Raw genomic sequence first — 13,742 nt, forward strand, 5'->3', positions numbered from 1 at the left:
ACGACCCTCTAGGGTCGCGCCGGTTTAGAGGCCAGTCTTGGCAGCGGTTTTTGGGGCGACGTTTCGTGGTTGATGTCTTCGAACAGGTCGAGGAGGAGCTTCGCTCCGATCGATACAAGCGTCTGGCGCGCACCTGGCTGCCGATCCTGGCGGGCCTTCTGGTCGTCGCCTTGGTCGCCGCCCTGGCCTGGTGGGGCTGGCAGAGCTATGTGACGAACCAGGCCGACAAGGCCTCTGCCGCCTATGATCGCGGCATGGAGGCTCTTCAGGCCAACAATCCGTCGGGCGCCGACACCGCCTTCGCCGAAGCCGCTCAGTCGGGCAACGGCGCCTATAAGGCGCTGGCCCTGATGCAGCAGGCGGGAATCGCCGTCACGGCGAACAAGACTCAGGACGCGGTCAAACTGTTCGACGAGGCCGCCAAGGCCGCCGGCGACCCGATCATCGCCGACGCCGCCGCCATCAAGGCCACCTTCCTGCTGATGGATACGGCCTCGCTGGAAGACATTCAGAAGCGTCTGGAGCCGCTGGCCGCCGACAAGCGCCCGCTGCACGCCTTCGCCCAGGAAGCCCTGGCGATGGCTCAACTCCAGCACGGCAAGACCGCCGAGGCGCGTCAGGCCTTCGTTCAACTGCAACTGGGCCAGGGCGTGCCGGACGACATTCGTCAACGCGCCCAGGCGGGCGTCGAGGCGATTGATTCGGGCACGGCCGCAGGTCTGGCCGCCATCGTTCGCGCCGCCATCGCCATGCCGGCGCCGGCAGCAGCGCCGGTCGTCGTCGCTCCGGCCCAAGCGCCGGCTCCCGCCGAAGCCGAGGCGGCGCCCGCCGCCGCTCGCCCGTAATCGACGCTTTCAGGACGCCCTCCATGAACCGAACGCTGAAAGTCGCCCTGCTGTGCGGTCTCGCCATGACCGTCGCTTCCTGCGGCACCGTGCGCAACGCCTTGCCGTTCGGCATGGGCGGCTCGAAGGAGAACGTCGCCAAGGCGACCGAGGGACAGCGCATCTCGATCCTGGAGTTCGAACAGCAGTTGGCCCCCTCGGCCGCCCTGTCCGGGCGTGACTTCTTCCTGCCGGGCCCCCAGGCGGCCACCGCCTGGACCCAGCCCGGCGGCAACGCCGAAAACGCCGTCGAACACGTCATCGCGGCCCAGAACTTCGCCATCGGCTGGAAACGCGACATCGGCGTCGGGTCCAGCCGGACGCGTCAGGTGATGGCCCCGGTCGTCGCCGACGACGGCAAGATCTTCGTCCTGGACGGCGAGGCCGGCGTGACGGCTGTGGACGCCGGCACGGGCGCTGTCCTGTGGAAGGCCAGCGTCAAGGTCGACGAGCGGGATCGCGGCAGCCGCATCCTGGGCATCGGCATCGGCGGCGGATCGACCGGGGGCGGCTTCGGCGGCGGCGTCGCCGTCAGCGGCGGCAAGGTCTTCGTCTCCTCTGGCTATCGCAGCGTCACGGCGCTGGACGCCGCCACAGGCGCCCAAGTCTGGCGCACCAGCGTCGAAGTGCCGATCCACGGCGCGCCGACCGTCGCCGGCCAGCGGCTTTTCGTCATCGACGTCGACAACCAACTGGTCGCCTTCAACGTCAACAATGGCCAGCAGGACTGGTCCTATCGCGGCATCACCGAGCCCGCCCGCATCATGCGCGCTTCCAGCCCGGCGGTCAGCGGCGACACGGTTCTCGCGCCCTTCTCCTCGGGTGAGCTTGTGGCGCTGCGCGCCTCGAACGGCCAGCCGGTGTGGCAGCAGGTTCTGTCGCGCACCAGCCGCACCAGCGCCCTGTCGGAACTGCGCGACATCGCCGGACGGCCCGTCGTCAGCCGCGGCTTCGTCTACGCCATCAGCCAGTCGGGCGTTCTCGAGGCGATGGACATTCGCTCGGGCCAGCCGAAATGGTCGCTGCCGGTCGCCGGCGTGAACGCGCCCCTGCCGGTCGGGGACGTGGTCTATGTGGTGTCCAAGTCGGGCGAACTGACCGTGGTCAACCGCGACACGGGCCAGGTCTACTGGACCCGCGACCTGAACGAGGGCCGCGTCCGCAAGGAAGGCGGTTTCCTGGGCATGGGCGCCAGGACGGTTCGTCCCGTATGGTCGGGTCCGATCCTGGCCTCCAACCGTCTGGTGCTGGTCAACTCGGACGGCGAGGCCGTGGCCTTTGATCCGAAGACCGGCGCGCAGCAGTCCAGCCTGAAGCTGGGCGCGGCGGCCTATATCGCCCCCGCCGCCTACAATGGCGCCCTCTATGTCCTGACGGACAAGGGGCAACTGGTCAGCATCCGCTGATCTTTTCTCTGTTTTTGAGTTAGAAAGCCGACATGGCTCTAAAAGTCGCCATCGTCGGCCGGCCCAACGTGGGCAAGTCGACACTGTTCAACCGACTCGTCGGCAAGCGTTTGGCGCTGGTCGATGATCGCCCGGGCGTGACCCGTGACCGTCGCTATGCCGACGGCAATATCGGCGACATGGATCTGACGCTGATCGACACGGCCGGCTACGAGGACGTCACGGACGACAGCTTGGAAGCCCGGATGCGCGAGCAGACCGAGGCCGCGCTCGACGACGCCGAAGTCATCATGTTCATGATGGATGCCCGCGAGGGCGTGACGTCGCTGGACCGGATCTTCGCCGAGCGCCTGCGCAAGGTGCACAAGCCGATCATCCTGCTGGCCAACAAGTCCGAAAGCCGCGAGAGCGGCGGCGGCGTGGGGGAAGCCCACGCGCTGGGCTTCGGCGAGCCGGTCGCCATCTCGGCCGAGCACGGCGAGGGCATGGCCGACCTGTATCAGGCCCTGATCGCGGCCTCGGCCGACATCTTCATCGAAGAGATCGACGAGCCGGATAAGCCGATCCGCATCGCCATCATCGGCCGTCCGAATGCGGGCAAGTCGACGCTGATCAACCGGATGCTGGGCGAAGACCGCCTGCTGACCGGTCCCGAAGCCGGCATCACCCGCGACTCCATCTCGGTTGACTGGGAATACGAAGGTCGCGCGATCCGCTTCGTCGACACCGCCGGGATGCGCCGCAAGGCCCGCGTCCAGGAGAAGCTGGAAAAGCTCTCGGTCGCCGACACCATCCGCGCCATCACCTTCGCCGAGGTGGTCGTGCTGGTGATGGACAAGGACGACGCCTTCGACACCCAGGACCTGCAACTGGCGGACCTGGTCGAGCGCGAAGGCCGCGCCCTGGTCTATGTCGCGTCCAAATGGGACCTGGAAGAAGAGCCGCAGGCCAAGATGGCCGAGCTCAAATCCCTGGCCGAGAACAAGCTGCCGCAGCTGAAGGGCTCGCCCTTCGTCGCCCTGTCGTCGCACAACGGACGCGGCGTCGAGCGGCTGATGCCGGCCATCATCAAGGCCTATGAAACCTGGTCGGTGAAGGTCAAGACCAAGGACCTGAACACCTGGCTGGCCATGGCTACCCAGAGGCATCCGCCCCCCGCCGTCAACGGCAAGCGCGTGAAGCCGAAATACATGGCCCAGACCAAGGCCCGTCCGCCGACCTTTGTGCTGATGGCCAGCCGGGCGTCCGACATGCCCGAGCACTACCAACGCTATCTGGTGAACAGCCTGCGTGAGAGCTTCGACCTGCCTGGCACGCCGATCCGGCTGACGGTCAAGTCCGGCTCGGCCAACCCCTATGCCGAGGGCGGCTCCAAGTCCGGTCCCGAACGCTACAAGGGCGACGCCAAGACCGCGCCGCGCAAGGTGCTGAAGGCCGAGAAGGCCGAGGCCCTGTCGAACCTGCCCGGCAAGGCGCTGGCGCAGAAGAAGTCGGGCATCAAGCCCAAGGTGAAGGCCTTGGGCGGTCTGAAGGCCAGCTCCAGCAAGAAGGCTGGCCAGAGCATCGCGGTCCAGAAGGGCGCCCGCGGCGGCGCCCGTCAGGTCTCGCGCTCGGGCCGGGTCCGCACCGGCCAGAAGCACGCGCCGAAGAAGTAAGGCGGCCAAACAGGCTGCCGGAACAGGCTGCCGGAACAGGTTGAAGGGCGAGCGGTCGGCGACGACGGCTCGCCCTTTGTCTTTTCGGGAACCTTGAGCCACCGTCGCGCGTCCAAAGGCCTTGGATGGAGCGCGTCATGAACCTGCGGAAACCCAACGACTACGCTGCGCTGGATCAGGCTGATCTGGTGCGCCTGGCCCAGTCCGGCGACCGCGAGGAGTTTCGCGCCATCATGCAGTTAGGCAATCAGCGCCTGTTCCGCATCGCCCGGGGCGTGGTCCGCGACGATACCGAGGCGGAAGACGTGCTGCAGGAGGCCTATGCGCGCGCCTTTGCGGCGATGGGCGCCTTTCGCGGCGACGCCAGTATCCTGACCTGGCTGACCCGGATCGTTCTGAATGAAGCACGGGACCGGGTGCGTCGGCGCCGGCCCACCGTCGATCTGGATGTCATCGAGCAGGCGCAGCAAACGGCCGCCGAGGTGATCCCTTTCCCCAACGCCCTTGGTGTCGGCGCTTTTGGCGGCGGCAGCCCCGAGGTCGATGCGGCGCGGATGCAGATCCGGCACCTGATCGAACGGGCCGTGGACGACCTGCCGGCGCCCTTTCGCATGGTCTTCATCATGCGCGACATCGAGGAATGCACCATCGAGGAGACCGCCGCCAATCTGCGGCTGAAGCCCGAGACGGTGAAGACCCGGCTGCACCGCGCGCGTCGCCTGTTGCGTCAGGCGCTGGACGTCCAACTGGGCGCGACCATGGTCGGCGTCTTCCCCTTCCTGGGGGCGCGATGCGCGCGCATCACCGAGGCGGTGCTGGAAAGATTGGGTAGGGAAGGGCGGCTAGCCTAGGCGGGGGGAACCTTTCCGGTCATGTGACGTCAAATGCTGAGACGATGGCGGTCAAGCCGTCGCAGCAAAGGAAGAAACCCCATGTCGAAAGCCCTCCTGCTGGCCGGCGTCCTGATGTTCGCACCTCTGGCTCCGGCCATGGCCCAGAACGCCGGCCCGACCGACCCCCAGATCGCGCACATCGCCTATACCGCTGGCCAACTGGACATCGACGCGGCCAAGCAGGCGCTGGAGAAGTCGACCAATCCCCAGGTCCGCGCCTTCGCCGAAACTATGGAGCGCGATCATGCGGCGGTGAACCAGCAGGCCTTGGCTCTCGTCACCCGTCTGCATGTCACGCCGGAAGCCAATCCGACCAGCGCGTCGTTGAGCGAGGCGGCGGCGACGACCCGTCATCGGCTGGCCGGGCTTTCGGGCAGGGCCTTCGACAAGGCCTATATCGACAACGAGGTCGCCTATCACCGCACCGTCAACGAGGCGTTGCGCAAGACGCTCATCCCCGACGCCGACAACCCCGAGCTGAAGTCCCTGCTGCAGACGGGGCTGGAACTGTTCGAGCAGCATCAGGCCCATGCTGAGCACCTGGCTCATGAATTCCCCTGATTTGAGATCGGAGCGCCTCTCCCGGCGAATGCTCCTGATGTCGGCGGGAGCGTTGGCGTTCGCGCCGGCGCTCCCGGCTGCCGCTGCGGCCCGGACCCACACCATCGTCGTCGACAAGATGAAGTTCGGCCCGGCCCCGATAGGCGTGCGGGTCGGCGACACCGTGGCCTGGGTCAATCGGGATATATTCCGGCATACGGCGACGGCCCGCAATGGCGTGTTCGATGTCGACCTTCAGCCCGGCGCGACGGGGTCGGCGGTGATGCGGGCGGCCGGGACCTTTCCCTACGCCTGTCGTTTTCACCCCGCCATGACGGGGCAGATCGTCGTCGCAGCCTAGAACGGTCTCGGTCTTCGCACGCGCGAAGATACAGGAACGACCCGCGCTGGCGCATCCTGATCGCCGATGACCGCCTTCAACGCCAGGGCGACGAACAGCACCCAGCGGAGGTTGTGCCAGTTCATGGTGATGCTCTCGGTGAGCATGGTCAGGGTGTAGGCCGTCATCATCGGCATCAGCAGCCAGCCCGACGGGCGGGCATAGGCCGCCCACAGCGACCGGCCCCACATCTCGACCATCCAGGCCCCCAGCAGGACGACGCCGGGAATGCCGAGCGCCAGATAGACCTCCAGCCAGCCGCTGTGCGCGTGGGCGGCGGTGAACTTGGCTTCATGGGCGATCCAGGCGTTGGGGCCGCCCGGCGACGTATCATCCCAGACCACGCCGTAGCCGAAGCCGGTCCACGGGCGCTGCTGCATCTGGTGAAGGATGCCGCCCCAGATTTCGGTTCGGCCGGTCAGGGTGGCGTCCTTGCCCAGCAAATCGAAAATCAGATCGCTGCGCGTCACGATGACCAGCAGGGCGGCGCAGACGGCCACGACGGCCAGCCAGGTGCCGACAATGGCGCGCTTGGGTCCGGCCTGGACCAGGGCGACGAAGCCCATGCTGGCGAAGGACAGGATCAGCACCACCAGACCGGTCTTGGAGGTGGACAGGATCACCAGCACCGCCGCGATCACCGCGAGAGCCAGCCACAGACGCCGTCGCGCCGGGACCATGATCGCCGCGGCCGTCATGAACAGGGCGGCCAGCCCCATGTTCTCGCCCAGGGCGTTCTTCTCGAGCCACAGGCCGCGCCAGGCGCCGGGGAAGATTTCCTGCATCCGCCCCCACTCGGGCATCAACGCTCCGAGGAAGAGGGAGGCGACCATCATCACCGCCATGGCCGTGGCGAAGATCTCGGCCAGGGTGGCCCAGCGCCAGCGCGAGGCCAGGGCGACGCCGCCCAGCGTCGTGAACAGCAGGGCCAACACCCGGCGCAGCGTCACGTCCGGATTGATCGACCACAGGACGGAGGCCGCCGTCAGCGCCAGCAGCAGGATCATCAGCGGCGAGCGGGCCAGGGCCTTCAGCGCCGCGCCCGGTCGGATCAGGACCAGGCCGACCGCCAGGACGTAGGCGGGGTAGTAGCCGTTGCGCAGAAAGTCGGCGGAGCGCGCGCCGTAACCCGTCATCGGCGCGGCCCAGGACTGCGAATAGATCAGCACCACCAGCACCGAGGCCAGGAACGCCAGAATGTCCGCATAGGGCGTCGCACGGGTCACGGGCCCCGACCGGGACGCCCCGCCGGCCGTCAGTCGAACGGATTGTGCTGTCGGTCCTGAAAGTCGGCCCCCCGGCGACTGGATCGACATGGAGCCCTCTAGACCAGGGCGTCCGCCGACAGGCCGTGCTTCCAGTCCTTGAAGCTGACGGTCAGGGGCGGGGTGAAGTCGGGGCGGGCCAGTTCCACCATCAGGGGACCGATCTCGGAGGGATGGGGCAGGGTTTCCGGATCTTCACCCGGGAAGGCCTGGGCGCGCAACTGGGTGCGCATCCGGCCCGGATCGACCACGGCGACGCGGACGGGGGTGCTCTCGATCTCGTCGGCCCAGCATTTGACCAGGGCCTCGGCCCCGGCCTTGGTCGCCGCATACATGCCCCAGAAGGCGCGCGGGGCGGTGGCCACGCTCGAGGTCAGGTAGATGGCGCGTCCGGCGTCCGAGGCGCGCAGCAGCGGCTCCAGCGAGCGGATCAGGCGATAGACGCCGGTGAAGTTGATCTTCTCGACCTTGGCGAACTCGCGCGGCTCGGCATGCGCCACCGGCGTCAGGCCCGACGGACCCATGGTCGCAGCCGCCTGGACCCAGATGTCCAGCTTGCCGAAACGCTCGAACAGGGCGCCGCCGAGGCGGTCGATGGCGCCGCCGTCCACCAGGTCGAACGGGACCAGGGTCGCGTGCTGGCCCGTGGCGGCGAAGATGGCGTCGTCCAGCTCTTCCAGGCCGCCTTGCGTGCGCGCGGTCGCCACGACGTGGGCGCCGGCCTTGGCCAGCGCCAAGGCGCTTTCATAGCCGATGCCGCGCGAGGCGCCGACGACCAGGGCGATACGGTTGGCGAGGGGGAGGGAGGCGTGTTCGGACATGGGCCGCTGATAGCGCGCCCCGTCGCGGGTTGAAAGAACAAGGCTGAGATTGGCGAAGGTTGATGGCGGTTAGATCCCTCTCCCGGCGGGAGAGGGATCTAGTAACCCGGCGCCGGCTGCCACAGACTGAAGCTGACGCCCTGATCGTCGCTGACCACGGCGGACAGGCCGGACGGGCTTTCGGCGGGTATGGCGGCGCGACCGCCCAGTTCGTGGGCGCGGGCGCAGGCGGCGTGAATGTCGTCCACGCGGAAATAGAGATGCGGAAACGCCCTGTGTTCGCCCTTGGTGATGCCGAAGGCCGGCTGGCCGCCGCTCACATGGGCATAGGTAGGGTGCGAGGCCTCTTCGTCGAACGTCCAGCCGAACAGGCCCGCATAGAAGGCGCGGGCCTTTTCGACGTCAGGGGTGTCGAGGGTGAAGTAGCCGAGCTGGATCATCCCGCCTTAAGCGGTCACCAGCAGGGAAAGTTGCGAACCCCGGGCGTCGCGGCCGCCTTCTTCGATCTCGCGGTCCAGCAGCCGGGTCGGATAGTCGCCGGTGAAATAGTGGTCCGTGAACTGCGGCTGGGCCGGGTCGCGCGGCCCGACGCCCATGGCGTGATAGAGGCCGTCGATGGACAGGAAGCCCAGAGAGTCGACCTCGAGGATGGCGCGCATCTCGTCCATCGTATGGGTCGCGGCCATCAGCTGCGTCCGCTCGGGCATGTCGATGCCGTAGAAGTCTGGGAAGAGGATCTGCGGGCTGGCCGAGCGCAGGTGCACCTCCTTGGCACCCGCCGCGCGGACGGCGCGAACCAGCTTCAGCGAGGTGGTGCCGCGCACGATCGAGTCGTCGATCAGCACGACGCGCTTGCCTTCTAGAGCGGCGCGGTTGGGGCTGTGCTTCATGCGCACGCCCTTCTGCCGGGCGCCCTGGCTGGGCTGGATGAAGGTACGGCCCAGATAGTGGCTGCGGATGATGCCCATCTCGTAGGGGATGCCGCTTTCCTGGGCATAGCCCAGAGCCGCCGGCACGCCCGAGTCTGGCACCGGCACGACCACGTCGGCGTCGACCTGGAACTCGCGCGCCAGGCGGCGGCCCATTTCCTTGCGGACGTTATAGACCGAGCGACCGTTCACCACGCTGTCGGGGCGGGCGAAGTAGACGTATTCGAACAGGCAGGGGCGGGCGGCGCGGGCCGGGAAGGGCTTGATTGAGGTCAGGCCTTCCTCGTCGATCACGACCACTTCGCCATGTTCGACATCGCGGATGAAGGTGGCGCCGATGGTGTCGAGCGCGCAGGTCTCGGACGCCAGCACCCAGGCCTCGCCGACCTTGCCCAGCACCAGCGGGCGGATGCCCAGCGGGTCGCGGGCGCCGATCATCTTGTAGCGGGTCTGGGCGACCAGGGCGTAGCCGCCCTCGATCCGGCCCAGGGCGTCGATGAAGCGGTCGATGATCTTGGCCTTACGGCTGCGGGCGATCAGGTGAAGGATGGCCTCGGAGTCCGACGTCGACTGGAAGATCGCGCCTTCCGACACCAGCTGGCCGTGCAGGTATTTGAAATTCGTCAGATTGCCGTTGTGGGCGATGGCAATGCCGCCCTGGTCCAGATCGGCGAACATCGGCTGGATGTTACGCAGGAAGCTGCCGCCGGCGGTGGAATAACGGGTGTGGCCGACCGCAGCGCCGCCGGGCAGGCGGGTGGTCAGTTCGGCGTTGCCGAAAGCCTCGCCGACGAGGCCCTGATGGCGCTCCGTGTAGAAGCGGTCGTCATGGACGCTGGCGATGCCGCAGGCTTCCTGGCCGCGATGCTGCAGGGCGTGCAGGCCGAGGGCGACGATGGAAGAGGCCTCGTTCTCTGGCGCGCCCCAGACGCCGCAGACGCCGCACTCCAACCGCAGCTGGTCATCCTCCGGCTCGCGCCAGTGTTCGCGGTGAACGATGGGATCGGCGATATGGTGGCGCATCGTCAGGCTCCGATGACCGGGACAGGATAACTCAGGCGGCGGCGCCGCGCACGTAGTCCGCTATTGGGGCGGGGGCAAGGCTCATCGATCCGAAAACCCTTCGCGGACAGACGAGCCGACGACCGGCGTGAGCGCGTCGGCGCCTTTTCCGAGCGTCGGCAGCACGATCTGGATAGCGTGGGCGGCCTTGGCGCTGACCGGGGCCAGGGCGGCCTGCGTCAGCCAGCGCGGGGGATTGTCGGTCATGACGCCCATGATGGTCAGGTGCGCCGCGCCGACCAGAGCCAGGGCCCGCACCAGACCGAGGGCCAGACCGAAGACCTGATCGACGAGGCCAAGCGCATGGCCGCGCGCCCCCTTGGAAATGGCCGAGCCGAGGAAGCGCAGGCCGAAATAGAGAATCAGAAACGTCAGCCCCACCGCCAGCACCGACCCGGCCCAGTCGGGATCGACAAGCGACCGCCCCAGCGGCGCCGTCCACGGCAAGGTGATCAATGCCAGCAGTCCCGCCAGGAAGAAGCTGAACAGGGCCGTCAGCTCGCGCACGCCGCCCCGGAACCAGCCGGCGGCGCATGATGCCAGAAGCATCAGGATGACGAAGACGTCGTAGCCGGTCACGCGCACTGCAATCGTTGGAGGAAGATGGACGGCCTCAATAGCGGTTCTGAGAGATTCGCTCGACCGCCTCGGTCAGCAGGCCGATGGAGGTGACGGCGACGTCGCCCTTCTTCCTGGTCTTGCCGTTGGCCTGCGGCGGGGTCAGGGCATGGTCGAAGCCCAGTTTCTGCGCCTCGCGCAGCCGAGCCTCGGCGCGGCCGACGGCGCGAACCTCGCCCGACAGGCCGATCTCGCCGAAGACGACGCAGCCCTGGGGCAGGGGCATATCCATCGCTGAGGAAATCAGGGCGGCGGCGGCGGCCAGGTCGGCGGCGGGCTCGTTGATCCGCAACCCCCCGGCCACGTTCAGATAGACGTCCTTGTCTCCGAAGCCGATGCCGCAGCGCGCCTCCAGCACCGCCAGCAGCATGGCCAGGCGCCCATTGTCCCAGCCGACGACTGCCCGTCTTGGCGTGCCGTAGGCGGAGGGCGCGACCAGCGCCTGAATCTCCACCAGAACCGGGCGCGACCCCTCGATCCCGGCGAAGACGGCTGCGCCTGGCGCGCGCGTCTTGCCCTCGCCCAGGAACAGAGCCGACGGATTGGCGACTTCGCGCAGACCGACGTCGCTCATCTCGAAGACGCCGATCTCATCCGTCGCGCCGAAACGGTTCTTGCCCGCGCGCAGGATGCGGAAGGGGTAGCCGCGCTCGCCCTCGAAGCTGAGGACGGCGTCCACCATGTGCTCGACCACGCGCGGCCCGGCGATCTGGCCGTCCTTGGTGACGTGGCCGACCAGGACGATGGCCGGGCCGTTGTCCTTGGCCAGCCGCACCAGTTCGGCGGCGCAGGCGCGGACCTGGGTCACCGATCCGGGACCGGCTTCGTGCGCGTCGGACCACAGGGTCTGGATGGAATCGAGGATGACGATGTCGAACTTGTCGCGCTTCAGCGTCGTCAGGATTTCGCGCAGCGCCGTGGCCGAGGCCAGCGCGACGTTGGCGTCGGCCAGCCCCATCCGCTTGGCCCGCGCCCGGATCTGTTCGATGGCTTCTTCGCCCGAGATATAGGCCACGCGGGCGCCGTTGCGCGCCGCCTTGGCCGTGACCTCCAGCAGCAGGGTGGACTTGCCGACGCCGGGATCGCCGCCCAGCAGGATGGCCGAGCCCGGCACCACGCCGCCGCCGCAGACGCGGTCGAACTCGGTCACGCCGGTGACGATGCGCGGCGGCTCGGGGGTGTCGGATTGCAGGGTCTCGAACTGCAGGCCGCGTCCGCGCGCCGTCGAGGCCGGCTTCATCGCGCCGGGCGGGGCCGATTTTGACTCCTCGGCCAGGCTGTTCCACTCGCCGCAGCCAGAGCATTGCCCCGCCCACTTGGTGTGAACCGCCCCGCAGGACTGACAGACATAGAGAAGGGAGTCGCGCGCCATGCTCCTGACCTAGCAGGAATCGCCACGCGGGCGAGGGGCGATGCGCGGAGCTGCGACCGGATCTGACGCAAGGCGACGCGCGCGGGTTGCATTGGGCCGCATATGCCCGTCATCCTGCCACGCTATAGCGCTGTTACGACTCAACCCCCGCCGAGGCCGCCATGACCGCTCCGAACCCGCCCGCCATCGATCCGGGCCTCGTCGCCCGGGTGAAGAACATCCTGATGCGGCCCAAGCTGGAATGGCCGGTCATCGAGGCTGAATACGCCACGCCGCGTAGCCTGTTCGCCCGCTACGCCATGCTGCTGGCCGCGATCGGCCCGGTCGCTGGCCTGATCGGCGGGCAGTTGTTCCCGATCCACATCTTCGGCTCGGTGATGCGGACGCCGGCGGTCGGCGGCGTGCTGGGCGCCATCGTCGCCTGGGGCCTGTCGCTGCTGTCGGTCTTCGTTCTGAGCCTGATCATCGACGCCCTGGCCCCGACCTTCAACGGGACCAAGGACAGGGTGCAGGCGATGAAGGTCGCCGTCTATTCGATGACGGCGGCCTGGGTGGCCTCGGTCTTCAACCTGTTCCCGACGCTGGCCTGGCTGGGCGGCCTGCTGGGCCTTTATGGCTTCTATCTGCTCTACCTCGGCCTGCCGACGCTAATGAAGACGTCGCAGGACAAGGCGCTGGGCTACACCGCGGTCGTGGTCATCTCCGCCATCGTGCTGTGGATCGTGGTCAGCGCCATCGCCGCCGCCGTGGTCGCCAGCTTCGTGGTCGGCACGGTCGGCCTGGGCGCGATGGCCCTCAACTGACCCCCTAGCTGACGTAGAGGCGCGGCACGCGCGGCGTGATCGAAGTCAGCAACTCATAGCTGATGGTTCCCGCCGCCGTCGCCGCGTCGTCCACCAGACGGTTGGCGCCGAAGACCTCGACCGTGTCGCCAGCCGCCACGTCCAGGCCGGTGACGTCCACCGCCAGCACGTCCATCGACACCCGACCGATAATGGGGCGCAACTCGCCCGCGACCCAGACCTGACCGCGCGGGCTGTTGGCGCGCATCACCCCGTCGGCATAGCCGGTGCCGCAGGTCGCCACGCGGATCGGCGCCTCGGCGCGATAGCCCTGTGAATAGCCGACCGTCTCGCCTGGCGGCACGTCGCGCACCTGCATGATCTGGGCGTTCAGCGTCGCCACCGGGGCGATGCGGCTGTCGGGCCTGCCCTCCGGTCCGCCGCCAAACAGGCATATGCCGGGCCGCGCCACGTCAAAGGCGAAGTCGGGTCCCAGGAAGCAGCCGCCGGAGTTGGCGAAGGACCGCGTCACGCCGGGATAGCGCGCTGCCGCCGCCGCATAGGCGTCGCGCTGAGCCCGGTTCATCGGATGGGCCGGTTCGTCGGCGCAGGCCAGGTGGGTCATGACCAACTCCAGCCCGTCGAACGGCTCGGGCGCGTCCTCGACGCGGAAGCCCAGCCGGTTCATGCCGGTGTCCAGTTGCAGGCCGCACGCGCCGCCCCCCGCCGCCGTCCAGGCCTCGATCTGGCCCGGCTGGTTCAGTACGGGGCGCAGGTTGGCGGCCTTGATCAGGGCCGCCGACTGACCGTGACAGCCGTCCAGCACATAGATGACCGGCTCGGCCCCGATGGCGTCGCGCAAGAGCACGCCCTCAGCCGCCCGCGCCACGAAGAAGGTCCGCGCCCCCTCGGCCATCAGCCGCTTGGCCACGGTGCCAGCGCCCAGGCCGTAGCCGTCCGCCTTGACGACCGGATTGACCGGCACGCCGATCAGGCCCTGCAGGGTGTGGAAATTGCGCGCCAGAGCGCTGAGATCGACGGTGAGGGAGGCGGGGAGGGACATGAGCCCCCTTATGCCGCAAGTTTCGTGCGGCGCCACCGGCTTTGGCGCGGGT

General features: G+C 68.2%; 14 protein-coding genes. 7 read left to right on the forward strand and 7 right to left on the reverse strand.

Going from position 1 to position 13,742, the window contains the following annotated elements; all coding sequences use genetic code 11:
• Window positions 1–65 precede the first annotated feature (65 nt).
• The 6 genes from AB4Y68_RS00250 (at window position 66) to AB4Y68_RS00275 (ending at window position 5,739) form a co-directional block, all read left to right on the forward strand.
• Window positions 66–845 carry a tetratricopeptide repeat protein gene (locus AB4Y68_RS00250; RefSeq protein ID WP_441453002.1) on the forward strand — a complete coding sequence of 260 codons (780 nt, stop codon included), beginning with the start codon at window positions 66–68 and terminating at the stop codon, window positions 843–845.
• 23 nt (window positions 846–868) lie between these two features.
• Window positions 869–2,290 (forward strand): outer membrane protein assembly factor BamB family protein, encoded by a 1,422-nt coding sequence (locus tag AB4Y68_RS00255; protein ID WP_441453004.1) that lies wholly within the window; start codon window positions 869–871, stop codon window positions 2,288–2,290.
• 32 nt (window positions 2,291–2,322) lie between these two features.
• The gene (gene der / locus AB4Y68_RS00260; RefSeq protein WP_441453006.1) at window positions 2,323–3,945 is read left to right on the forward strand and encodes a ribosome biogenesis GTPase Der; all 1,623 of its coding nucleotides are present in this window, start codon (window positions 2,323–2,325) and stop codon (window positions 3,943–3,945) included.
• 137 nt (window positions 3,946–4,082) lie between these two features.
• A complete protein-coding gene (locus AB4Y68_RS00265; protein WP_441453007.1) occupies window positions 4,083–4,796 on the forward strand; it encodes an RNA polymerase sigma factor in 714 nt (237 codons plus the stop codon).
• An 81-nt stretch (window positions 4,797–4,877) separates the two neighbouring features.
• Window positions 4,878–5,399, forward strand: a complete 522-nt coding sequence (locus AB4Y68_RS00270; RefSeq protein WP_441453009.1) for a DUF4142 domain-containing protein — start codon at window positions 4,878–4,880, stop codon at window positions 5,397–5,399.
• A gap of 28 nt (window positions 5,400–5,427) precedes the next feature.
• Window positions 5,428–5,739, forward strand: coding sequence for a cupredoxin domain-containing protein (locus AB4Y68_RS00275; RefSeq protein WP_441453010.1), 312 nt, complete (start codon window positions 5,428–5,430; stop codon window positions 5,737–5,739).
• On the opposite strand, the gene AB4Y68_RS00280 is transcribed toward AB4Y68_RS00275, so the two are convergent.
• From AB4Y68_RS00280 to radA, 6 genes are all read right to left on the reverse strand, one after another.
• On the reverse strand, window positions 5,736–7,004 hold the full coding sequence (locus AB4Y68_RS00280; RefSeq protein ID WP_441453012.1) for an O-antigen ligase family protein: 1,269 nt from the start codon (window positions 7,002–7,004) through the stop codon (window positions 5,736–5,738). The two genes, AB4Y68_RS00275 and AB4Y68_RS00280, sit on opposite strands and share 4 nt — an antisense overlap.
• Before the next feature lie 98 nt (window positions 7,005–7,102).
• Window positions 7,103–7,864: an SDR family NAD(P)-dependent oxidoreductase gene (locus AB4Y68_RS00285; RefSeq protein WP_441453014.1), complete on the reverse strand. Its 762-nt coding sequence runs from the start codon at window positions 7,862–7,864 to the stop codon at window positions 7,103–7,105.
• Window positions 7,865–7,962: 98 nt separating this feature from the next.
• A complete protein-coding gene (locus tag AB4Y68_RS00290; RefSeq protein ID WP_441453016.1) occupies window positions 7,963–8,304 on the reverse strand; it encodes a VOC family protein in 342 nt (113 codons plus the stop codon).
• A 6-nt stretch (window positions 8,305–8,310) separates the two neighbouring features.
• Complete coding sequence (purF, locus tag AB4Y68_RS00295; protein ID WP_441453017.1) at window positions 8,311–9,816, reverse strand: amidophosphoribosyltransferase; 1,506 nt, start codon at window positions 9,814–9,816, stop codon at window positions 8,311–8,313.
• Between the two features lie 81 nt (window positions 9,817–9,897).
• Window positions 9,898–10,434 carry a CvpA family protein gene (locus AB4Y68_RS00300; protein ID WP_441453019.1) on the reverse strand — a complete coding sequence of 179 codons (537 nt, stop codon included), beginning with the start codon at window positions 10,432–10,434 and terminating at the stop codon, window positions 9,898–9,900.
• 34 nt (window positions 10,435–10,468) lie between these two features.
• Window positions 10,469–11,845 carry a DNA repair protein RadA gene (gene radA / locus AB4Y68_RS00305; protein ID WP_441453021.1) on the reverse strand — a complete coding sequence of 459 codons (1,377 nt, stop codon included), beginning with the start codon at window positions 11,843–11,845 and terminating at the stop codon, window positions 10,469–10,471.
• 161 nt (window positions 11,846–12,006) lie between these two features.
• Between radA and AB4Y68_RS00310 the strand changes: the two genes are divergently transcribed.
• Window positions 12,007–12,648 (forward strand): Yip1 family protein, encoded by a 642-nt coding sequence (locus AB4Y68_RS00310; protein WP_441453023.1) that lies wholly within the window; start codon window positions 12,007–12,009, stop codon window positions 12,646–12,648.
• Between the two features lie 4 nt (window positions 12,649–12,652).
• Here AB4Y68_RS00310 and alr read toward each other — a convergent pair whose 3' ends face one another.
• Window positions 12,653–13,690, reverse strand: coding sequence for an alanine racemase (alr, locus tag AB4Y68_RS00315; protein ID WP_441453025.1), 1,038 nt, complete (start codon window positions 13,688–13,690; stop codon window positions 12,653–12,655).
• Between the last annotated feature and the right edge of the window lie 52 nt (window positions 13,691–13,742).

It is taken from the genome of Brevundimonas sp. 2YAF1 (assembly GCF_052114745.1).
In the GTDB taxonomy this organism is placed as follows: Bacteria; Pseudomonadota; Alphaproteobacteria; order Caulobacterales; family Caulobacteraceae; genus Brevundimonas.

Coding starts and splice junctions, on each gene's coding strand:
- AB4Y68_RS00310 (WP_441453023.1), top strand. CDS start 12,007: ATGACCGCTCCGAACCCGCCCGCCATCGATCCGGGCCTCGTCGCCCGG.
- purF (WP_441453017.1), bottom strand. CDS start 9,816: ATGCGCCACCATATCGCCGATCCCATCGTTCACCGCGAACACTGGCGC.
- alr (WP_441453025.1), bottom strand. CDS start 13,690: ATGTCCCTCCCCGCCTCCCTCACCGTCGATCTCAGCGCTCTGGCGCGC.
- radA (WP_441453021.1), bottom strand. CDS start 11,845: ATGGCGCGCGACTCCCTTCTCTATGTCTGTCAGTCCTGCGGGGCGGTT.
- AB4Y68_RS00275 (WP_441453010.1), top strand. CDS start 5,428: ATGCTCCTGATGTCGGCGGGAGCGTTGGCGTTCGCGCCGGCGCTCCCG.
- AB4Y68_RS00290 (WP_441453016.1), bottom strand. CDS start 8,304: ATGATCCAGCTCGGCTACTTCACCCTCGACACCCCTGACGTCGAAAAG.
- AB4Y68_RS00265 (WP_441453007.1), top strand. CDS start 4,083: ATGAACCTGCGGAAACCCAACGACTACGCTGCGCTGGATCAGGCTGAT.
- AB4Y68_RS00285 (WP_441453014.1), bottom strand. CDS start 7,864: ATGTCCGAACACGCCTCCCTCCCCCTCGCCAACCGTATCGCCCTGGTC.
- AB4Y68_RS00270 (WP_441453009.1), top strand. CDS start 4,878: ATGTCGAAAGCCCTCCTGCTGGCCGGCGTCCTGATGTTCGCACCTCTG.
- der (WP_441453006.1), top strand. CDS start 2,323: ATGGCTCTAAAAGTCGCCATCGTCGGCCGGCCCAACGTGGGCAAGTCG.
- AB4Y68_RS00255 (WP_441453004.1), top strand. CDS start 869: ATGAACCGAACGCTGAAAGTCGCCCTGCTGTGCGGTCTCGCCATGACC.